This window comes from Acidiphilium sp. JA12-A1, from assembly GCF_000724705.2.
Lineage (GTDB): Bacteria > Pseudomonadota > Alphaproteobacteria > Acetobacterales > Acetobacteraceae > Acidiphilium > Acidiphilium multivorum.
This window is the reverse complement of the sequence record NZ_JFHO01000002.1, coordinates 12,605-34,443: the sequence shown is the minus strand read 5'-3', so window position 1 is coordinate 34,443 and position 21,839 is coordinate 12,605. Positions and strand designations below refer to the sequence as shown.

At 60.2% G+C, this 21,839-nt stretch carries 15 protein-coding genes and 5 pseudogenes; 12 read left to right on the top strand and 8 right to left on the bottom strand.

What is annotated here, in order from left to right:
* Positions 1-536: 536 nt before the first annotated feature.
* Complete coding sequence (locus tag RT91_RS21895; RefSeq protein WP_155856302.1) at positions 537-674, bottom strand: hypothetical protein; 138 nt, start codon at positions 672-674, stop codon at positions 537-539.
* Positions 675-950: 276 nt separating this feature from the next.
* Here RT91_RS21895 and RT91_RS00285 point away from each other — a divergent pair, with 276 nt between their 5' ends.
* From RT91_RS00285 to RT91_RS00270, 4 genes and pseudogenes are all read left to right on the top strand, one after another.
* Complete coding sequence (locus RT91_RS00285; protein ID WP_035184947.1) at positions 951-1,217, top strand: helix-turn-helix domain-containing protein; 267 nt, start codon at positions 951-953, stop codon at positions 1,215-1,217.
* Positions 1,214-2,527: a type II toxin-antitoxin system HipA family toxin gene (locus RT91_RS00280; protein ID WP_051788103.1), complete on the top strand. Its 1,314-nt coding sequence runs from the start codon at positions 1,214-1,216 to the stop codon at positions 2,525-2,527. The genes RT91_RS00285 and RT91_RS00280 overlap by 4 nt, the downstream gene beginning before the upstream one ends.
* Positions 2,503-2,781, top strand: a pseudogene (locus tag RT91_RS00275) (ATP-binding protein); the annotation flags it as partial. The gene RT91_RS00280 and the pseudogene RT91_RS00275, both read left to right, overlap by 25 nt.
* Positions 2,782-2,947: 166 nt before the next feature.
* Positions 2,948-3,191: pseudogene (locus RT91_RS00270) on the top strand (IS3 family transposase); the annotation flags it as partial.
* A gap of 47 nt (positions 3,192-3,238) precedes the next feature.
* Here the strand turns inward: RT91_RS00270 and RT91_RS22410 are convergent.
* Positions 3,239-3,503 (bottom strand): annotated as a pseudogene (locus RT91_RS22410) (hypothetical protein); the annotation flags it as partial.
* Between the two features lie 260 nt (positions 3,504-3,763).
* Between RT91_RS22410 and RT91_RS00265 the strand changes: the two are divergent.
* The 3 genes from RT91_RS00265 to RT91_RS00255 all read left to right on the top strand — a co-directional run bounded on the left by RT91_RS00265 (position 3,764) and on the right by RT91_RS00255 (position 7,626).
* On the top strand, positions 3,764-6,226 hold the full coding sequence (locus RT91_RS00265; protein WP_035184944.1) for a phosphoketolase: 2,463 nt from the start codon (positions 3,764-3,766) through the stop codon (positions 6,224-6,226).
* Between the two features lie 210 nt (positions 6,227-6,436).
* A complete protein-coding gene (locus RT91_RS00260; protein ID WP_035184941.1) occupies positions 6,437-6,829 on the top strand; it encodes a hypothetical protein in 393 nt (130 codons plus the stop codon).
* Positions 6,830-7,068: 239 nt separating this feature from the next.
* Complete coding sequence (locus RT91_RS00255; RefSeq protein ID WP_240314125.1) at positions 7,069-7,626, top strand: DUF2867 domain-containing protein; 558 nt, start codon at positions 7,069-7,071, stop codon at positions 7,624-7,626.
* 581 nt (positions 7,627-8,207) lie between these two features.
* On the opposite strand, the gene RT91_RS20015 is transcribed toward RT91_RS00255, so the two are convergent.
* The 4 genes and pseudogenes from RT91_RS20015 to RT91_RS00240 all read right to left on the bottom strand — a co-directional run bounded on the left by RT91_RS20015 (position 8,208) and on the right by RT91_RS00240 (position 13,402).
* A complete protein-coding gene (locus tag RT91_RS20015) occupies positions 8,208-8,453 on the bottom strand; it encodes a WGR domain-containing protein (RefSeq protein WP_240314127.1) in 246 nt (81 codons plus the stop codon).
* A 1,172-nt stretch (positions 8,454-9,625) separates the two neighbouring features.
* Positions 9,626-9,874, bottom strand: a pseudogene (locus RT91_RS22775) (GDP-mannose 4,6-dehydratase); the annotation flags it as partial.
* A 170-nt stretch (positions 9,875-10,044) separates the two neighbouring features.
* Entirely contained in the window at positions 10,045-11,802 is a 1,758-nt protein-coding gene (locus RT91_RS00245) for a thiamine pyrophosphate-dependent enzyme (protein WP_240314124.1), read from the bottom strand.
* Positions 11,774-13,402: an FMN-binding glutamate synthase family protein gene (locus RT91_RS00240; RefSeq protein WP_035184934.1), complete on the bottom strand. Its 1,629-nt coding sequence runs from the start codon at positions 13,400-13,402 to the stop codon at positions 11,774-11,776. Before RT91_RS00240 ends, RT91_RS00245 begins: the two co-directional genes overlap by 29 nt.
* Before the next feature lie 589 nt (positions 13,403-13,991).
* Here RT91_RS00240 and RT91_RS00235 point away from each other — a divergent pair.
* From RT91_RS00235 to RT91_RS20005, 3 genes and pseudogenes are all read left to right on the top strand, one after another.
* The gene (locus RT91_RS00235) at positions 13,992-14,858 is read left to right on the top strand and encodes a MipA/OmpV family protein (protein ID WP_011930660.1); all 867 of its coding nucleotides are present in this window, start codon (positions 13,992-13,994) and stop codon (positions 14,856-14,858) included.
* A gap of 78 nt (positions 14,859-14,936) precedes the next feature.
* On the top strand, positions 14,937-15,224 hold the full coding sequence (locus RT91_RS22770) for a transposase (RefSeq protein WP_082468498.1): 288 nt from the start codon (positions 14,937-14,939) through the stop codon (positions 15,222-15,224).
* A gap of 45 nt (positions 15,225-15,269) precedes the next feature.
* A pseudogene (locus tag RT91_RS20005) lies at positions 15,270-15,697 on the top strand (transposase); the annotation flags it as partial.
* 71 nt (positions 15,698-15,768) lie between these two features.
* On the opposite strand, the gene RT91_RS22765 reads toward RT91_RS20005, so the two are convergent.
* Positions 15,769-16,668, bottom strand: a complete 900-nt coding sequence (locus tag RT91_RS22765; protein ID WP_256363786.1) for a hypothetical protein — start codon at positions 16,666-16,668, stop codon at positions 15,769-15,771.
* Positions 16,649-18,082, bottom strand: coding sequence for an Orn/Lys/Arg decarboxylase N-terminal domain-containing protein (locus tag RT91_RS22245; RefSeq protein ID WP_205408935.1), 1,434 nt, complete (start codon positions 18,080-18,082; stop codon positions 16,649-16,651). Before RT91_RS22245 ends, RT91_RS22765 begins: the two co-directional genes overlap by 20 nt.
* 127 nt (positions 18,083-18,209) lie before the next feature.
* On the opposite strand from RT91_RS22245, the gene RT91_RS00225 reads away from it, so the two are divergent.
* Together RT91_RS00225 and RT91_RS00220 are read left to right on the top strand one after the other, a co-directional pair.
* Entirely contained in the window at positions 18,210-20,531 is a 2,322-nt protein-coding gene (locus RT91_RS00225; RefSeq protein WP_035184971.1) for an Orn/Lys/Arg decarboxylase N-terminal domain-containing protein, read from the top strand.
* A gap of 67 nt (positions 20,532-20,598) precedes the next feature.
* Positions 20,599-21,831: an arginine deiminase gene (locus RT91_RS00220; RefSeq protein WP_035184929.1), complete on the top strand. Its 1,233-nt coding sequence runs from the start codon at positions 20,599-20,601 to the stop codon at positions 21,829-21,831.
* The last annotated feature ends 8 nt before the right edge of the window (positions 21,832-21,839 follow it).

The following is a 21,839-nucleotide window of genomic DNA, read 5'->3' as shown; positions in this document are numbered from 1 at the left end:
ATTGAAATTCAGATGACTCACAATCGATACAATATCGATCTAGATTTGGTAGTATATTAGGTGGCTTAGTTCACGATGTTCTATAGAAATACTTTTCTGATCCCCGTAAGAAATTATGAAATTCCTGAATGCAATGCTTCAAACGTTCGAAGCGGGACGAATTAAGACACAAACGTACTGCATGCCTTGAATCATAAAACCAGTTTGTGTGGCCAACATAATTTTGAAACGGCGGTGGAAATATAGAATTATCTGCTCAATTCACACTTTTCATGATTCCGAAGCCATATACAGTGGAATCATCTATGATCAAGACTAATAGGACTCTGATCCGACCGGCTCAGGCAAGACAACAGTATTGGGCAGCCTCCATCGCCGACGCGATGCGTCGAAAGCCCGGCCTGATCGCTTTCGGCGAAGCTCGCGACGGTCCGACGACCGAAGAATCGGTCACCGCTTTCACCACCGCCCCCCTTGCATCTCGACCATGCACCCGATCGGCGTGTCGAAAACCGCCCGGCGCACGATCATGGCCATCAGTCCAGACCAGTCGCGCGGGCATTGGCATTGAACTCATCGATTTGACGCGCTGCTTTGTCGCCCAGATCTTGGTGTTCAAAATCGGAGGTGGTCGTGTTGCCGTCCCAGAGCACCTTGTCTTCGATGCGGCTCATCTAGGCCCGATGGAGCAACGGATCTTCGACTGGTCCGACCGGCGTAACGACCCGGAGATGATGGAAAACCTACTCGATTGCTTGGACGAACCAGATCGGATCTGCTCCGGCGGCGCATCGCCGGAACATCGCGCGCCTAACCCTATGGCTTCCCGAACGGTAAAAGCAAAACCGCCCTGCCCGGGTTTGTCGAATTTCATACCGATCGGGCAGAATTGCGATTGAACACCCTTCCAAGGTCATTTATCTTACCGATCGGTATGACGGATTAATGTAATGATCAAAGACGCCCAAGCTTTTGGTGCGCTGGTCCAGGCACGCAGGAAATCACTGGGGCTGACACAGCGCCAGTTGGCGCTGGCGATCAATTCCGGCGAGCGGTTCATCGTGGATCTCGAGGCCGGGAAGACAACCTGCCAGCTGGGCAAGGCACTCGCCGCTGCCAGCGCCGTGGGGATCGAGCTTGCCGACACTGGGGCGCGGGGCGCGTCAACAGAGCGACGGGGTGAGCAAGAGCTCGACCTTCCTGAGGTCGACTTATGAGCGACCACACGCCGGTTTTCTATGAGGCCCTGCTGGTTGGTATGATCCATACGGACACCAGGGGCTCTTGCTTCACCTATGACGAGAGCTGGCTGTCACGGACAGGCAGCTTCCAGATCTCACTCAACATGCCGCTTGGCCGCCCAGCGGTGGAGCACCATGTCATCATGCCATGGCTGGCAAACCTGCTGCCAGAAGGCGATGCCATCAGCACGATCGCGAGGCGGTCCGGAATAGCCACCGGCGATATTCTCAGCCTCCTCATGGTCGTCGGCAGGGACACCGCGGGCGCGTTGAGCATTGGTCAGCCTCGCAGCCGCGAGGGGCGCCATTATATGACGATCGCCGGTCAGGACGCGCTGGAGCGGCTCATCGAAGATTTACCGCGCCGGCCGTTGCTGTCGGGAGATGACGGCGTCTCGATGAGCCTGCCCGGCGCGCAGGAGAAATTGCCCGTCGTTCTCAATGACAACGATATTGCGCTTCCGCTAAACGGGGCGCCGTCAACCCACATCATCAAGCCCAACAACCGAAGACTGCCAGGCAGCGTTCAGAACGAGGCACTCTGCATGGTTCTGGCACGACGGGTTGGGCTCGATGTGGCCGGCGTCACCACCGGCCAGGCCGGCAAGCGCTCCTATCTTCTGGTTGAGCGCTATGACCGGATCCAGCGTGGCGGCGTGTGGCGCCGGCTACACCAGGAAGATTTCTGCCAGGCACTGTCGCTACCTCCGGCGTCGAAGTACCAGCACAACAGAACGGGTATCCCTGGGCCAGGACTGGCCGACCTCTTCCGGACCGTCAGGACTTTCATGACGGCGCGCGATACGATCAGGCTTCTCGATGCGATTATCTTCAACGTGCTGGTCACGAACGTCGATTCCCATGCGAAGAACTATTCGATCATGTTGACTGGGCGTGCCCGGCTCTCGCCACTTTACGATCTGATGGCCGGCGATGCGTGGTCCGAGGTTACCCAGAATCTCCCTCAGGACATCGGCGGCAAGAACCGCGGCCAATACATCAATCATTTGCACTGGCGTCGGATGGCGGAGGAATCCGGTCTCAGCGCCGGCGCCGTTGTCCGGCGGGTGATCCAGATGGCAACGGCCCTTCCATCCATGCTCGATCAGGCGGTTGATGAGGTTCGGGCAATGCCGGCCGGAGATCATTTCATCCTCGGGGTGGCAGCCAAAGCGATACGACGTCGCTGTGCGACGGTGATCGCCAATATGGATACCGAGGACGAAACCCGCCCCGAGCCGGATGCGCTCGGCCGCACCATGGACGACTCGCCGATTTCGCAATGAGGCTCGACTTCCTCGTCCTCGACGAACTCGGCTATCTCCCCTTCGCCCAGACCGGCGGCCAGCTCCTCTTCCATCTTATCAGCCGCCTCTACGAGCGGACCTCGATCATCGTCACCACCAACCTCGCCTTCGGCGAGTGGCCCAGCGTCTTCGGCGATGCCAAGATGACCACCGCACTCCTCGATCGCCTCACGCACCACTGCGAAATCATCGAAACCGGCAACGACAGCTGGCGCTTCAAAAACCGCGCCTGATCAAACCCCCTCCCCAGACCCCACCCCCGGGACTTGCCCAGATGGGCAAACAGGCAACCTCCCGCGCGCGTCGCTCCGTCGCTCACAAAGGCACTCCGCAACACGCGCGGGTCCCTCCTGTTCGCTATCTGGACAAGCCCCAAAACCAAGCAACAGGTGGGTCCCTATTCCACGCCGATCCCGGGTCCCAATTCAGTGCCGTTTGACAATCTGCATCGTACTGGATGGCCTGCGCGGCGAGGACAGTGTTGCCGAGCAGTGCCGCAAGGAAGGCATTGCCCAGAGCTTGTCTTACTCCGGTCGAAGGAGAGTTCATGGAAGCCGGCAAGCGGCGCCTGGCCGGTGACACCGCCCGTGCTGCGACCACCGGCGAGGTGCATGACCTGCGCCGCGAAGCCCGCGCCCTCAAGATCACCGGAAAACCGGGATCTTTGAGCGATTGTTAGCGCGACTGCACCAACTGTCTGATCTCGAGCCCGACCCGGACGAGTTCGGGCGCATGCCGGTGCAGGGCCCGCGGCAAGCACCTCCGGCTCGCTCGCCCTCTTGCCCCGCCAGACTAGCTTCCCGTTCTCCACAACGTGAATGGCGGTGTCTTTGTCCGAAACGTCCAGTCCTGCGTAGTGCGCCATGATTACCTCCCTGAGCTCCAACAAGCGGATAACTCGCTCGCATCGCGCCCCATTTTGACAGATCGAACCGCCGGATCGCGATCGCCGCATGTCGAGCGGCTCTTCGCGTGGATGACTCTTAACACGCTACTGGCAAAAGACTTCGCGGTAAGCATTGAAGCCTTCCTCTACGCCGCTTCCAGCGTGCTCCGCTGAGACTAATCGCTCGTTGAATATCCGATTCGAAATGGACTCTAAGAGAAGCGAACCAGAATCATGCTGATCACCTCAAGGTTTACCTCGGCCCACCTTGACTGCAAGTTCGGGCCACCTCAAGTCATATTAACTTAAACAAAAGGGAATTCGGGACGATGCGCTTGAATAATCCGCTTTTGACGGACGGCGACATCGAGGCCATTTCGTCATACGGTCCGGCGCGTGCGACAATCCACGGTACGCCACTGAACCCGGACGAACTCGAAAGGCTTGATGCCTACTGGGATGTCAGTCTCTATCTCTGCCTCGGCATGCTGTATCTGCGGGACAATCCGCTGTTACGGACAACGCTCCAGCCCGAACACGTGAAGGCGCGACTGCTCGGCCATTGGGGCTCGGACGCCGGGCAGTGTTTCACTTACATCCATTTCAATCGGCTGATCTGCAAACATGACCTGAACGCAATGTATATTTCGGGACCAGGGCACGGAGCGCCCGCGGTGCTGTCGCAAGCCTATCTCGAAGGAACCTATTCGGAGATTTATCCTGAGATCAGCGAAGACCTCGCCGGGCTAAGGCGTTTCTTTAACCAGTTTTCGTTTCCCGGTGGAATTGGCAGCCACGCGACCCCCGAGACACCAGGAAGCATTCATGAAGGCGGTGAACTGGGTTACAGCCTGTCGCACGCCTTTGGTACTGTGTTCGACAATCCGGATCTGATCACGCTGGTGATGGTCGGTGATGGTGAAGCGGAAACCGGCCCCTTGGCGACAAGTTGGCACAGCAACAAGTTCCTCAACCCGATAACAGACGGCGCAGTACTGCCGGTGTTACATCTCAATGGATACAAGATCAACAATCCGACGATCCTCGCTCGGATCAGCCACGAGGAACTGGAGGCGCTATTTATCGGCTACGGCTACACCCCCTATTTCGTCGAGGGTAGCGACCGAGCCAGCATGCATCAGGCGATGGCGGCAACAATGGAGCATTGTGTGCAAGAGATTCGCGCGTCGCAGGGGGAGGCGCGGCGGACTGGCAAAGCATTCCGGCCACGGTGGCCGGTCATCGTGCTGCGCAGCCCAAAGGGCTGGACCGGGCCGCGGCTAGTGGACAACCATTACCTCGAAGGATCCTGGCGCGCCCATCAGATCCCGATAGCCGATGTTCCCGGTAATTCCGACCATCTGAAGATCCTGGAAGACTGGATGCGCAGTTATCGACCGGAAATCCACTTCGACGGGGATGGTCGGATCATTCCAGAGTTGAGGGCAATGGCCCCAAGGGGTTTGCGGCGAATGAGCGCCAACCCAGCAGCCAATGGCGGGACTATTCGGCGTCCGCTCAATCTGCCCGATTTTCGCTCCTTTCAAGTTGATGTTGATCATCCAGGAGTGATGAGAGCAGGCAACGTGCCGACCCTCGGTCCGTTTCTGCGTGAAATCATCCGTGAAAATCAAGATAATTTTCGCATATTTGGCCCCGACGAGACGCAGTCGAACAAGCTTGATTCGATCTATACGGCCAGCAAGAAATCTTGGCTTGGCGCCTATTTTCCAGAAGACGAGGACGGAGGCAATCTTGCAATGGCTGGGCGGGTCATGGAAATGCTCAGCGAGCACACCGTCGAAGGTTGGCTTGAAGGCTATCTGCTGAGTGGGCGCCACGGCCTGATCAACAGTTACGAACCCTTCGTGCATGTGATCGATTCGATGTTCAACCAGCATGCCAAATGGCTCGAGAAATGTAACGAGCTAGCGTGGCGGGCGCCGATATCGTCGCTCAACATTCTAATCACAGCACTGGTGTGGCGGCAAGATCATAACGGGTTTACTCATCAGGATCCTGGGTTTCTTGATGTCGTGGCCAACAAAAGTCCAGATGTCGTTCGCATCTATCTGCCACCGGATGCAAACTGCCTGTTATCTGTGGCTGATCACTGTCTGCGTAGTCAGAATTATGTCAATGTCATCGTCTCCGACAAGCAGATACACCTCCAGTATCTCAACATGGACGCCGCAATCGCCCATTGCGCCAAGGGTGCAGGCATCTGGAATTGGGCAAGCAACGACCACGGGCAAGAGCCAGATGTCGTGATGGCAAGTTGCGGTGACGTGCCGACTGTGGAGGCACTGGCAGCGACCGCCCTCCTGCGTACACATCTACCTGACATCAAAATCAGGTTTGTAAATTGCGTCGATTTGTTCAGATTGGTCCCGAACTGGGAGCATCCACACGGTCTGACCGACAGTGAATTCGAGGAGCTGTTCACCGCGACAAAGCCGATAATCTTCAACTTTCATTCTTATCCGTGGCTCATCCACCGGCTGACTTATCGCCGGCCCGCCCAACACAACATCCACGTTTGCGGTTATGGTGAAAAAGGCAACATCGATACACCCCTCGAGCTCGCCATCCGCAATCGGACTGACCGCTTCAGTCTGGCGATCGACGCTATCAGCCGGATCCCACGATTCCGTGACTCCGCCGCCGATGTACGTGAGGTTTTGCTGGAACGGCGACAAGCCTGTGTTCAGCACGCTCACGAATTCGGAACTGATCCAAAACATATCTCCGACTGGACGTGGCCGAAAGCATACTCTGAAGGACGATCTTAATGGGGTGCCGTGCTCGGGATTCCGGCTTCCCGAAAGTGACGCACGGTTGATATCGCGGCAATTCCGAGGCGAACGCCTATGAGCGTATGGTTCTTACGGGGGCGGATTAAAAGCTCTTGATAGCTGGCCTCATCGGATCTTCCGCAAGTCTTCAGCGACAATATAGCGTCGCTATAGAGACTGAGGTATAGCAATGCTATTTCATGCAGCATGAATGCCGGCGCCACTCTGCCAAATGCAACCTTGAAGGTCCTGGAGGAGGAAGGCGAGCCAGAGTTCTCGACGCGCGATGTAAGCGCGATCGCGAAGGTGATAGCATCGATACTCTACCATCACATTGGCAGCGCCGACATTCCCACCATTGAAGAGGCTTTCACGCTCCTGATTGCGTGTGTTGCAGCAATTGCCGGTGAAGGGAGACTAACGCAAAAAGCCGATGCGGCTGCCGATATCATGTGGGCGTCTACGAAGGCGGCATCGCTTCTTTATGTCACCGCGTCGCTCCGCAAGCTGTCGACGCCCACCGCTGCCGTCCGCGAGCAAATCCGCCAGGGCGCCTTTCGGTCCATCCTGAAATCCAAATCGAATGTCCAATCACAATGAGAGTCCTTGTCACCGGGGCACGGGCCTGCGTGGCAGCCACCTGATCCCGAAACACGTCGCGGAACCACATCGAATATTGGCCGTCGCACGCTCGGCATCGGTTCAATGGCGTTGGCTGGCCAGAATTGTCGCGATACAGCAGATACCGGCATCGCTCGTCGGTGTGCCCGAGTTAGAACTGGTCGGGCAGGGGTGTAGTTGATATCATCACTGCCCTCAGCATTCCTGGGGAGATTCCCGTGCTACCTTCTTCGCATCTGCCTTCTGCGCCCGGCTTGCGTCGAGCGTCTGGCAAGAAGGCACACCTCATAAGCCCTCCCTCTGAGAGCGCAATTGCGGACTGGTTTATCGGTGCCGATCTGGTCGACGCCTATGCCATCACGCTTCCCGATTGGGCTCCCCGTGATATCGACACCTTGGCGCGCGAGGCGCTGGAACACCCACCAGCCTGGTTTCAGGCGTTGCTCCGCCTCCGCGACGGTATCGTCTCGTTGGGTGGAGTAAAGTCCTCTCGGCGGATACGGCAGGACGCCGATTCCGAAGATCTCGCGACCGTGGCGTTCTTTCCGGTCCTGGCGCGTTCGGAGCGGGAGCTTGTGCTGGGGGAAGACGACCGGCACCTCGATTTCAGAGCCTCGGTCCTGATACGGGTCACGACAGACGAGGGGAAGCGCGATCTTATCATGACCACGGCCGTGCGCTGCCATAATCTGCCGGGCCGCGTTTACCTGATGACGATCGCCCCGTTCCACCGCCTTATCGTGCGAAGCAATCTCGAACGCTTTTTAGCGCGCTGACCGTTCAGGGGTGCTCGCATTCTCTTGGCGCCTATTTCCGAAGGTGCAGAGGGATTGGGGCATCGGTTTCAGACGGGCGGCAGAAAAGCCCTGTCTGGGAACGTTTTCTCCACGACGACGGGGAAAACGCGCACCTTCGCCCCGACAAACCGGCGGGAGCTTTGCAGTGCCCGGCGTTCTGCTGGCGGCGCTGACAGCGGTCCTCAGAGAGCGATGCGCCCCGCCGCGACATCGTCGGAGACCAGCAACCTGGCCAGCACTGCGGCCCCGGCACTGGCCAATACCGCTCCCAAAATTTCGGCTTCGAGAGAAAGAAAGCATCCCCGAGACAGGAGAACGCCCGCGATTACGCTATGTGTGGAAAATTGCCCTATTGAGTCTCTGCGGAAATCAACAGTCGTGCCGGCCCTAGTTCTCAAGGCTGAGGTGCGGCGTGGATGGCGATTGCCCTCAAGAGCAGACTGTCTGCCTGCCCAACGCGACCCCCGCGGCCACTTCAAGCGCCCGACCTAGCCCGCAACCGGGTGCGTCAGCCCGCCACACATGAGATTGACGGCGTGCCGGGCCTGGCATCTGGCTGATCAGTCCGGAAAGTCGAGATCTCTTGACACGATATGCATAGCGCGACGGGCCAGCCGATCCTGATAACCACGCTCACGTTTCGCCCTAGCGAGATCGGCGAGGCGATCCAGCGCAGTCCCGAGATCGGGCGCAGGATCGAACCGGCTTCTAGACGAAACACCGATGCGTCCCCAACAGCGCAGGATTCCGATTGTACCAAACAGGTCGGTCAAAACCTCTATTCTGTAGTAACGGCGCTCATTCATCGCGGGCCGGATGCGCACGAGGTCAACGACGTCGGGAAACAGAGGAAGCTGAACGGCGGCAGGGCTGGGCACAGATGGCATGCGCGGGCGGCGTTTGACCACCGGTGGCACGGCCGGTGCGGATGGTGTCCGCTGCTTCCGGATCTCCTGGCGTGACAAGACCGACATGAAATGAGTCTAGCACGACCACTTTTCAAGCGAATCCCGTAAACGACCGGCAGACGGATTTTATTCTATCCGCTCTCCAGATTTAATGGCGAGATCCTGGTCAGCCGAGGCCGGCCCAAGGCATCGGACGGACGGCTTGAGAACGGCCCTACTGTCGGCCCGATGATCGCGGCCTGCCCGCACAAATCCGCACCAGCGTTGAAAACGTCCACCACCGAGATTGCACCACCAGACACGCAGACGCACGTTGCTGGGCTTTACGTTGGCGGGTGGGGAAAACCGCCTAACTTATAGGCGAAGGATCGGGGACGTGGCCCGGCTTGGCAAGCTCGCCGGCTAAAGTCATCATCGAACTGCGGGCTTCCGATCTGGCAAATTCACTACGAATGTGTATATCGTAGAAGATATCTTATGGAACCTCGTGGTGCCAATTTGGCCAGATTATCAATCTGGAACGAGCCATTATGGATGGAACGCGAGCATGTCTTTTATGGCTGATGGCTTCCAGCCTCTGTAGGTTTTGGTGCAGTTACGCCTTCTATCTGCTCGAACGCCCACTTTATGATCTGCCTTGGATCGGCGTGAATTGCAGATTCGATTTTGTTCCAAGAAACACTATCAGCGGGAGCGTCCATCCAGTTTGATATGCCAACCTGGAGCTCGCTCATCTTTCGCGCCCCCAGCAATTTTGGCAGCTCGCCTGGCTCAAACACCCTGGTTCAGTTCCGGCAAGCGATCGGCGGCTGCGATAGCTGATGGCGCGGCCGACATCCGTATCTCCGTCTCCGCAATCCGTGTGGGCGCCAGATCGGTATCGCGCGGTGTGGCAGCACGGCCGGACGGAGGCCGCGTTTGCAGCGCGGCCGGCGCCTTGCAAGGCGATATTCCTCCTCTTGCACAACGACCACCCGGCCTGCCGCCGGCTCGAGGCGAAGCAGCGCTCCATCGGGGTACAGGGCTCACGCGTTGTCGAGGCCCAGCACACCCCCCTTCCCCGCCACACGTTCCTCGGTAACCAGGTGCGCCATCGCGCAACCGCGCGTGGCGATCACGGCAACGCTCTTCTCGATCAGGACGAAGGTGCCGGTGATGTTGGTGTCGATGAAATCGCGCGGCCCGTCGATCGTCCGGTCGACATGGGATTCGGCGGCGAGATGCATCACGATGTCGGGTTGGTGGGCCTCGAAGCCGGTCCGCATCACCGCGGCATCGGCGATGTTGGCGCGGATCAGATGATGACGCGGATGCCCCAGTTCGTCCTGCGAAGCCAGCCCATGTGGTCAGAAATACCCCGCCGTCGCCCAGAGCTGGTGTCGGGTCCGGCAGGATGTCACCCAGTTCTTTTCCTCACCGGTAAAGTCCGGCGGATTATCTGCGCCACACCATAGCCCCCCCCGAATTCCAAGCTGCGCCAGCCCATCTGTCAGCGGAGAAAATTGTCGCGCAGTAGCTGAACAACTTCCCGCGAACGTCCGTCGAGCACCGCTCTTACGCCGAACAGGGCAGTCGAGGCGACCTGGCCGATCTCTACTTTCGGTGGCATGACCAGTTCGACCCGGTTCACATGGACATCAAGCAAGGCAGGGCCCTCGGCGGCCAGCCAGCGCCGCATCGCTGGCTCGAGCTCGGGGCCGGTGTCCACGCGCCAGCCGCTGATGCCGCAAACCTCCGCGAGTTTCGCAAAATCCGGGTTCTTCAACTCCGTGAAGGAATCGATTAGACCTTCTACCCTCTGCTCCATCTCGACGAAACCCAGCGAGCCATTGTTGAAGACCAGCAGTTTGATTGGCAACTTTTCCTGCACCAGCGTCAGCAGGTCGCCCATCAGCATGGTCATGCCGCCGTCGCCGCACATGGCGATGACCTGGCGGCCTGGAAAGGCGGCCGCCATGCCCATCGCCTGCGGGTAGGCGTTCGCCATGGTGCCATGCAGGAGGCTGGTCAGGAAGCTACGGCGGCCGTTTGCGGTGACATGGCGGAGCAGCCATACCATCGGGGAACCGCCGTCAGCGGTGAAGATCGCGTCGTCCGCGGCCAGCGTGTCGAGCGTCTGAGCGACGGTCTGCGGATGGATCAGCGCGTCGTCGTGCGCGCAGGCCAATTTTGCGTAACCCTCGCGATCCGCGGCCCAGCGCTTAAGCGACCTGTCGAGATGAGCGCTGTCGCTCCTCGTCTTTAGCCGGGGCAGCAGGGCCTCGATCGTCGCGCCGACATCGCCGACCAGCCCTGTCCGGATCGGCGCGCGCCGTCCGAGGTGCGTCGGGTCGCTGTCGATCTGGATCACGTAACGGGCGTCGGGATAGAACTGCGTCCACGCGAAATCGGTGCCGAGGCAGAGCATGATATCGGCCGCATCGATCGCTTCGACGCCGGCGCGATTGCCGAGAATGCCGGTCATGCCGATGTTGAACGGATTGTTCGGCTCGATAAATTCCTTGGCGCGGCTGGTATGGACGATCGGCGCCTTCAGTAGGCCGGCAAGCTGCACGACTCGGGCCGCCGCGCCGCGCGCGCCGATGCCGGCATAGATCGTGACGCGGGCCGCGCTGTCGAGATCGCGGGCGAGGGCGTCGAGCTCGTCGTCTGACGGGCGCAGCACGGAGGATGGCCGGTGGACTCGCCATTCAAGCCTGTCATCCGTCGTTTCAGTGAACATGTCGCCGTTCACGATCACCACGGCAACCCCGCCCCGCGTGAGCGCCGCCTGGGCCGCGAGCGTCGTGATCCGCCGCGCCTGGTCCGGGTGACTCACATATTCGCAGAAGACGCTGGCCTGTTCGTAGATCTTCCGCTGGTCAACTTCCTGGGGAAAGCGCAGCCCCGCCTCGGCACGGGCCACGTCGGAGGCGATCAGCACGACCGGTGCGCCGTTGCGGTGGGATTCGAAGATGCCGTTGACGAAATGCAGGCTGCCGGGCCCGCACGTGCCAGCGCAGACGGCGAGCTCGCCGGTCAAGTAGCCCTCGCCGCCGGCGGCGAGGGCGCCGGCTTCCTCGTGGCGGACATGGACCCAGCGGAGGTCCGATTTCCGGACGGCATCGGTGAAATGATTGATCGTGTCGCCGACGATGCCCCAGCAGCGGCGGGCGCCGGCTTGGCAAAGCGTATCGACGATGATTTCCGCTACGGTGCTGGCCATGAAATCTCCCGGGTTAGTGTGCCGTGCCGCGCGCCGAGGCACGGATCCTGATCAGGTCGATGGCGGGGCGGAAACTGTCTGCCCGCGCCGCGCGCCACCAGTCCGCGTAGATCGTCTCGTCCGGGGCATCGCGCAGGATGCCTTTCGGCAGGAAGGTGTGGATCTCGTCGATCGGTGCGGCCTTTTCGGGGCCGATGCGGTGCATGATGTGATGCGGCTGCAGATCGGTCGGGTGCTTGAACCCGACGGACGCAACGATTTCCGACAGAGCCTTCAGTGTGTGGGCGTGGAAGCGGGCCGCGCGATCGCCCTGCACCTCTGGGATCAGCCCGCGCTGGCGTCCCGGGCTCTGGCTGGTCACGCCGGTCGGGCAGGTCCCGAGATGGCAGCGCTGGGCCTGGATGCAGCCGATAGAGAACATGAAGGCGCGGGCAGCGTTGCACCAGTCGGCACCGAGGGAGATGTTCCGGGCGAGGCCCATGCCGGAATAGACCTTGCCGCTGGCAGCCAGCCGGACCTCGTCCTTCAGCCCGGCGCCCACCAGCGCGTTGCGCATCAGCACCAGTCCCTCGAGCAGCGGCATCCCCACCCAGTCCGACAGTTCCAGCGGGGCGGCGCCGGTGCCGCCCTCGGCGCCGTCGACCACGATGAAATCGGGCCTGATCCCGGTTTCGAGCATCGCCTTCACCATCGCAAAGGGCTCGTGCGGCTGGCCGATGCAGAGCTTCAGGCCGACCGGCTTGCCGCCCGAGAGCTCGCGCATGAGGGCGACGAATTCCATCATTTCGATCGGTGTCGAGAACGCCGAGTGCCCGCGCGGCGAGAGGCAGTCCTTATGTTCGGGAACCTGGCGCACGCGAGCGATTTCTGAGGTCACCTTGGCGGCGGGCAGCAGGCCGCCATGGCCGGGTTTCGCACCTTGGCTCAACTTGATCTCGGTCATCTTCACCGCGTCATGCGCGGCGGTATCGCGGAATTTTTCAGGATCGAAGCAGCCATTCGCATCGCGCGCGCCGAAATAGCCCGAGCCAAGTTCCCAGACCAGATCGCCGCCATGCTCGAGGTGATAATCCGAGAGGCCGCCTTCGCCTGTATCATGATAGAAGCCGCCACGCTTTGCACCGAGATTGAGAGCGCGCACCGCGTTCGCCGACAGCGCGCCGAAGCTCATCGCGCTGATATTGAGGACGGATGCGGAATAGGGGCGGTTGCACTGCTCGTTACCAACCAGGACCCTCGGACTTTCGTCTGGCTCGGACTCTGGAGCGATCGAATGACTGATCCAGTGATGTTCCTTGGCGCCGACATCGCGCTCTGTCCCGAACGGGTGGGTATCGGTTTCTCCCCGAGCCCGTAGATGGACGAGGTTGCGCGCCTCGAACGAATACGGCGTGCCGTGCAGATCGTCCTCGACAATGTACGCACGTAGGTAAGGGCGAAGCTGGTAGAACAGCCAGCGGATGCGACCGGCAACTGGGAAGTTCCGCGTTATCGTCCAGCGGCGCTGCGTGAAGTCGTGGATGCCGAGCGCGACTATGGCGAGGCACAGCAGGCCCAACCAGATCCACGATTTCACCAACAGGATCACCGACAGTACGAGCGCCGCCAGCGGAATGATCGCCCTCTTCAACAGATCAAGCATGAATTCTTTCCGAGTCTAGGATTAAGGATTGGAAGACGGTCGTCCCCGTTCAAGTTGCGCGGTGCGGATTGACCGGTCTCATCGCGGCGTCGGGGCATGATATCTGGCAGGCTGCCGAAAACGTGATGGCACGGACGAAAGACAGGACGGTCGGAATAGCTCGCAGCGCCATGATATGCGCCAGCAAATTCATATAGACGCCGAAGAAGGCCGGGATAGTGATTGCGGAGCTAAACGGGACTCCATAGCCGGACGATCTGACATCGATATGGAACCGCTCGTTCAGGTAGCTGTGTGGCACCGAACCCAGACATTAGTGAAATCGGTTGTTTGGCGGCCTGCTCATCCTTGAAATTCAGCAACAAATTTCAGGGTCCGGACATCAGAGAATCAATCAAAACAGTTCAATAACAATTATTTATGATATAGCCTCAATTATAAACATGACGTGGCTTTCGTTTTGTTGCATAGGCGCAAAAAAGGTGCCGCACGCAGGGTAAAACTCCACAGAAAATTGATTTTCGTCATTGCATTGCATAATTCATAACGCCATGTCTTCGACCTGTGACAACAACTAGGCGGAGAACATATGAACAGGTTTTCAGAATTACTCGGTTCCCGGAAACCTATCTGGCTCCTTGCTCCCTTTGCCGTCACATGCAGTGCCACCCCCGCGAGGGCGCAGACGCCTTCGCCACTCGCCGAATGGCAATACTCCTCGGGCATCCAACTCCAGCGCCTGTTCGAGCCGAAAATCCCGACCTGGCAGGTCGAGCTCGGGCTGGGCACACAGTTTGCCCCCGCCGCGCCCGGCCTTAATCGCTACCGGATCCAGGGCGGCCCCGGCATCGATATCCGCTACAAGAATCGCTTCTTCCTCTCCACCGGGGAGGGGCTGGGCGTGAACCTATTCAGCTTCCGCCATATCAGCTTCGGCACCGCGATTTCCTACGATCTCGGCCGCTCCCCCCATGTCGACGGCGAGGCGCTGAACGGTCTCGGGACTATCCATCCGGCGCCAGAGCTCAAGGTTTTCGCGACTACGGTACTCACGGAGGGCTTTCCGCTGACCATCCGCGTCGACATCCGTAAGCAATTCGGCGCATCCTTTGGCTATATCGGTGATGTCGGCGCCTACATGCCGATGCCCGGCAGCTCTAAAACATTTTCATGGTTCCTCGGCCCCACCGTCACCCTGGCCGACGCGCGCTACATGAACACCTATTTCGGCGTCAGCCACGCCCAAGCAGCAAGCTCGAAATACCATTATTACCACGCCCATGGCGGCTTCCGCTCGGCGGGCATTGGGATATCGGCAAATTATTTCGTCACCCCGCATGTCATCATCAACCTCAACGCAGCCTATGAGCGGCTGCTCGGCAGCGCGGCGAAGAGCCCGATCACGCAGACCGTAAACGAAGGCGTCGTCTCCCTTTCGGCGCTGTACAAGTTCTGATCGACGCTCCCTAGGTTCCGTACCTATTGCCATGACCACGGTGGTTTTGATTCAAGTCTCCTCGGAGGGCCTTGGAAGATGTCGGAAGTATTCTGGCTGAACGACGCGCAATGGGCTGCGATCGAGCCGCTGTTGCCCAAGCCCGGCGGCAAACCGCGGGTGGACGATCGCCGGGTTCTGAGTGGCATCCTGCATCGCTTTCGCGAGAGCTTGCGGTGGCGCGCACTTCCGGAGGCTTATGGGCCGCGGTGTTCAACCGGTTCAACCGCTGGAGCCAGTGCGGGTGTCCCGCTCGTCACAAGCTATTGTAATCGTCCAATGGTTCATTTCGACGCGCCCGCAATATTCCCAACAGTGTACTCCTAGGAGCAGGTCGGAAAAAGAAAAAACCCTGCCCCTCTGTGATGCCGATGGGCCTTGATCGAACCGTTCATACCCTTGCCGCCGCATCGAGGCCGACCCCGAACAGTGGCGCTGCGAATGATTGTGGAGGCCATCTTCTAGATGCTGTCGACCGGCTGCCAGTGGCGGAGGCGGCTCAAGGTTCCGCCTGCGGAGCAGTGGAATGCCGCCGGAGGTGGCAGATCCCGAAGGAATTCGCGCCGTTCACGACCGTGCAGGGGCATTTCTACAGCTCCTGTCTAGACGGCACCCTCGATCGTATCAATCACGTCCTGGTCCTGCAGGCGCAGGACATGTCCGGACGCAAGGCTTCGCCCACAGCCGGTGTGATCGACAGCCAGTCGGTCAAGACCACCAAAGCCGGCGGGCCGCGCGGGTTCGATGCCGGAAAGAAGATCAAGGGACGCAAGCGCCACATCGTCACGGATACAATGGGCCACTCAGATCGTCATCGACCGACTGGCTTCACGTCGGAATCCGCAAAGCCCGTCCCCATCGGAGCCAGATTCTACTTCAGAGCCGCAGGAAACTCAGAAAATCTCATTCCCAGATAATCGCCATCGCGAATCTCGATGCCGTGCGTGTCGTGGGCGAAAGCGGCGAACTGTTGATCGAATGCCTGAAGGGCAGCGAGGTAATTGAGTATCGGGCCAGACTCCGAGCCCAGCGCTTCACCCGGCATCACTAGAGGAATACCAGGCGGATAGGGCACGATGGCAGTAGCCGCGATGCCACCGGCAAGTCCGGCAATTCCGGCGACGGCGCCGTTGCCCCGGACCAGCCGATCATACGCGTCTGCTGGCGTAAGTAGTGCCTGAGGCTCGACATCGTAAGCCGCTTGCAACAGTTCCGGAATTTTCGCCTCGCGCAGCGCCGTGAACATCCGCGACGCAAGGTCACGCAACCCGATAATGCCATAGGCCGACGGATTGCCCTGCACCAGCGCCGGCATGGCCCGCGAAAGCGGCGCGTTGGCATCGTAATCGCGCTTGAATTCCAGAAGTGCATTGACCAGTGAACCCCATTTTCCCTTGGTCACCCCAATTGAAAACAGGAACAGGATCGAGAAATTCGCGGTCTTCTCGGCTACGATTCCATGTTCCGCTAGGTAGGCGGTAAGCAGCACGGCCGGTATACCCTGCTCGGTCAATTCACCAGAAGGGGCCATACCCGGTGTTGTCACCGTCACCTTGATCGGGTCCAGCATGCAGTAGCCTGGCTCAAGACCGGGGAAGCCGTGCCATACGGCCCCGGGGGCGAGCATCCAGCACGATGGTTCCTGTGCAAGCATATCGGGCGGAGCATCGGCAAAGGCGAGTTCCGTATCGCCGTCGCGCACGCGATCGGGCTGCCAGACGCCGAAGAACCAGGTTCCCCTGTCGGCAAATTCACTGGCTAGCCGCGCCATGGTTTGGCGGAACGAAACGGCCTCTGCGATCGCCTCGCCAGTCAGTTGCGCCCCCCCCCACACCGTCCATCATCGCCGCGCTGACGTCGTTGGACGCGATGATTGCGTATTGCGGGGAGGTGGACGCATGCATCATGAATGCTTCATTGAAACGCACATGCTCTACCTTTGCCCGCCCCTCTCGCACATGGATCATCGAGGCTTGGGACAATGCTGCGAGCAGCTTGTGCGTGGACTGCACGGCGAAGACGGTGGGACCGGTGCGCAGCGCCTGCGCCGGTTCGCCGCGCATGGCGAAGCGGTCCCGATAGATCGGGTTGAAGCGCGCATAGCCAAACCATGCTTCGTCGAAGAGAATACGGTCGACCGAAGGGCCGAGCAGTTCCTCGACCCGCGCAGCATTGTAGCAGAGACCGTCATAGGTCGAGTTCGTCACGATCGCGAGAGCCGGCTTCTCTTTCACGGCGGCATTCAGTGGCGCGTGGGCGATACGGCTTGAGATATTGCCGGCCAACAATGCCGCCGGAGGGATCGGGCCGATCAGCCCGAGATGATTACGGTGCGGCATAAGGTAGACTGGCACCGCGCCGGTGAGACTCAGGCCGTGCTCCACCGATTTGTGGCAGTTGCGGACCGCCAGGACCACCTGCCCGCGCGCGACGCTCGCCATCATCACCACGCGGTTGGACGTCGAGGTCCCGTTGGTGACGTAGTAGGTGCGATCGGCGCCGAACACATGCGCGGCATAGCGTTCCCCCGCGCCGATCGGCCCGCTATGGTCGAGCAGCGATCCGAGTTCGCCGACTGAAATCGACAGGTCCGAGCGGAACAGCGCCTCGCCGAAATAGTCGTGGAATATGCGCCCCACAGGCGAGCGCATGAATGCGGTTCCGCCTGTATGCCCAGGGGTATGCCAGGAGTATTCGGCTTCCGCGGCAAAGGACATCAGGGCGCCGAACATGGGCGGCAATATCCGGGCCCTGTAGCGCCGCGCAGCGGCCATGATCCGCTCGCTGATGAATTCCATCGTGTCTTCCAGCAGCCAGACAAACTCGTCCGTCTCGCTCATCACTTCGACCGGAATTCTGGTCGCATCGCCACGCTCGGCCAGCAGGAAGACAGGTACTTGCTCGTTGTGAGCACGTAGGTTTCGCAAAAGTTCCGTCGCATGTCTGTGCTCCGGATCACGGTGCAGATCCCAATCCACGATCACCGCCTGCAGGTGGGGATTGGCGCCGATCACCGCCATTCCGTCTTCGGCAGACCTGGAAACGATGGCCTCCACCCCGTGGCGTCGCAGATCCTCCAGCAGGCTGCGTGCGGCGCGCCCTACGGCGCTGGCTTCCTCGATCTTGTCGTTAATCAAAAGGATGCCCATTCCAACCGACGGGGCCCCGGGTTCCTGCGTTGTCATCTTTTACCCTCCGGAAGTAGCACCGCATCCTATCCACCTTGGCCATCGTGCCCCTTGATCCCGGTCAATGCGAAGAACCATCGCGAGACTAAAGTCCCGCCCACAATAATGGCAGAGGATGTTCGATATGCGCTTCGAAGCGATGTTCCGCTTCCTGCTCGCCGTCGACAGCGCCGCCTTGGGCGATGTCGAACGGCAATATCTCGACGGCATCCGAGCCGGTATTGCCGCGCGGGATGTGCGCATGATCGGTGCCGCGAACCTTGCGGACGCCACGCTGGCGATCCGGGCGGACACAACGATCGGCTGTATCCTGCTGGAATGGGGCGCCAGCCGGAACTTCGGCGACGTGTCCGGTTTCATCCGCATGGTGCGCAACCGGGGACTGGAAATGCCGATTTTCCTGCTCGCGCGCCGCCATAAGTTCCAGGATATCGACGCCGAGACGCTCCGGATGATCTCCGGCTATGTCTTCATCGCCGAAGACACGCCAGAATTCATTGCGAAGAACCTGGTCGACCATCTTGTCCGCTACGCGGAAAACCTGAAGACGCCCTTCTTCGGTGCGATGGTGGACTATGCCGAGGAAGGGAACCAGCTCTGGACCTGCCCAGGTCATAATGGTGGCGTCTTCTACCGTAAGAGCCCGATCGGCAGCATCTTCGTCCAGCACCTTGGCGAGGCCGTGTTCCGCAACGATCTCGACAATTCGGTCGTAGAACTTGGCGATCTGTTGACGCATGAGGGTCCAGCCCGCAAGGCAGAGGCGGAGGCCGCGAAAATTTTCGGTGCCGAGCGTACTTATTTCGTGCTCAACGGCACATCGACATCCAACAAGATCGCACTGTCCGCCATCATTGCCCCCGGCGACCTCGTGCTGTTCGACCGCAACAACCACAAGGCCGCGGTCCATGGCGCGCTGCTCTTCGGCGGTGGCATTCCCATCTTCCTGGGGACTACTCGCAACCCGCAGGGGTTGATCGGGCCGATTGCACCGGAGGCGCTTGACGAACGCAGCATCCGTGACGCCATCCGCGCCAGCCCGCTTGTGGCAGACAAGACCAGCGCCGACCGGACACGGCCGTTCCGCGCGCTGGTGCTGGAACAATGCACCTATGACGGCACAATCTACAATGCTGAGATGCTGCTCAAGGCGCTCGGCCCGCTTTGCGAATACATCCTGTTCGACGAAGCCTGGGCCGGTTTCATGAAATTCCATCCGCTCTTCGCCGGGCATTTTGCCATGGGGCTCAACCTCGGCCCGGACGATCCGGGCATCATCGCCACCCAGTCGACGCACAAGCAACTCGCCGGATTCTCGCAAGCATCGCAGATCCATGTGAAGGACTCCCACGTGCAGGGGCGGGGACGCGTCGAGCCGCGCCGGTTCAACGAACTCTTCATGCTGCACGCCTCAACCTCGCCCTTCTACCCCCTGTTCGCATCGCTCGATGTGGGCGCACAGATGATGAAGGGCCGGTCCGGAGAGGTGCTTTGGGACGACACGATCCGCATGGGGATCGAGATCCGCAAAAAACTACGTCATTTACAGAGAAGTTTCGCAAAGGCGGCGCGGGCTCCAGAGGAGGCATGGTTCTTCGACCCGTTCGTCCCGAAGGACGTAGGCGACACGCCATGGGAGGATCTGCCGACCGACGAGCTTGTCCGCAACCGCGATGCCTGGACCCTCGGGCTAGAAGCCACCTGGCATGGCTTTCCGGGCATGGTTCCCGGCTATGCGATGACCGACCCGAACAAGCTCACCCTCCTTACCCCCGGCTTCGACCCCGCCAGTGGCGACTACACCGCACACGGCATCCCCGCCCCGATCCTGGCGGAGTTCCTGCGCGAGCGCCGCATTGTGCCGGAGAAGAACGACTTCAACTCGATCCTGTTCCTCCTCACGCCTGGGCTCGAGGCGAGCAAGGCGGGCACGCTCCTCGCCGCGCTGGTCGCATTTAAGGAACTCCATGACACAAACGCCCCGCTCGACAAGGTGATGCCAGACTTCACCCGGCGTTTCGGCGGACGATATACCGGGATCGGGCTACGCGACCTCTGCGCGAGTCTGCACGATTTTTACCGCGAGCGTCAGGCAAGCCGCCTGCAGCGTGAAGCCTTCGAGGCCGCGCATCTGCCCGAGCCGGTGCTGCCGCCGCGAGCGGCTTGGGAGAAACTGCTGCGCAACGAGGTGGATTACGTTCCCATCGCGCAGATCGAGGGCCGCGTCGCCGCTACGCTGGCGCTCGTCTATCCGCCGGGCATCGGCCTGATTCTGCCCGGCGAACGATATGGCGCAGAGGAAAGTCCGGTGCTGGACTATCTGCGTCTCGTGGAAGAGGCGAGCAATCGCTTTCCCGGCTTCGAGAACGAGATCCAGGGCATATATCGCGAGACCGATGCGGAAGGCCGCATCGTCCTACACACCTATGTTCTCGCAGAAAGTTGATCCTGCACAATCAGATCTGCGACGGGTGCCCCCGGCTTGCCACGACAAATCAGACGGAGCGTCATTTATGACCACCCCCATTCCTGACCCTGGCGTCCATTCAGAGGTTGGCAAACTGCGTGAAGTTATTGTCCACCGACCCGACCTCAGCCTCGGCCGCCTCACCCCGGCGAATTGCCACGACCTGCTCTTCGACGACGTGATCTGGGTGAAGAAGGCCCGCCAGGAGCATGACGCCTTCGTCGACGTGATGCGCGAGCGCGGTGTCTCCGTCATGGAGTTCGGCGAGGCGCTGGCGGACACTCTGGGCGATGCAGATGCACGATGCTGGCTATTGGATAAGCGCCTCGGCACGGCAACCGGTGTCACCGGCGTCGATGCCGAACTGCGGGCATGGCTCAACGAAATGCCCCAAGCCCAGCTCGCGAAATACATGATCGGCGGCATTGCCCGCGCGGAACTGCCCTTTGCGCCACATGGACTCTATTCCCTCACCCGCGCACCGAATGAATTCGTGTTGCCGCCCCTGCCCAACCAGCTCTTCACTCGCGATACGTCCTGCTGGGTAGGCAACGGCGTGTTCATCAACCCGATGCACTGGCCGGCGCGACAGCTGGAAGCCGTGAACGCCGCCGCGATCTACACGTTCCACCCGCGCTTCCGGAGCGCGAAGTTCCACAAATATTTCAATGCCGCGGAGGAACATGCGGGATCGGTCAGCCTGGAGGGGGGCGATGTCATGCCGCTTGGTCAAGGGATCGTGCTAATCGGTATGGGTGAGCGCTCCACGCCGCAGGCCGTCTCGCAATACGCACACCGCCTGTTCGAACAGGGCGCCGCCACGCATGTGATCGCCGCGCTGATGCCGAGCGATCGCTCGTTCATGCATCTCGACACGGTATTCTCCTTCTGCGACCGCGATCTCGTCACCATCTATCCCGACGTTGTGCATCGGCTGCGCTCCTTCTCTCTGTATCCCGGAAAAGGATCCGACCAATTGCGGATCGTCGATGAGCCGAAAAGCTTCCTTGATACGGTATCGGCCGCGATCGACAGCACTCTTCGCGTTATCGAAACCGGTGGCGATACGTACGAGGCCGAACGCGAGCAATGGGACGACGGCAACAACGTCTTCGCGCTCGAACCTGGCGTCGTTATCGCCTATGACCGCAACGTCTATACCAACACACTGCTGCGCAAGGCCGGCATCGAGGTCATTACCATCGAGGGTGCGGAACTCGGCCGCGGGCGTGGTGGTGCGCATTGCATGACCTGTCCCGTTCGCCGTGATCCGATCTGAAGGAGAGA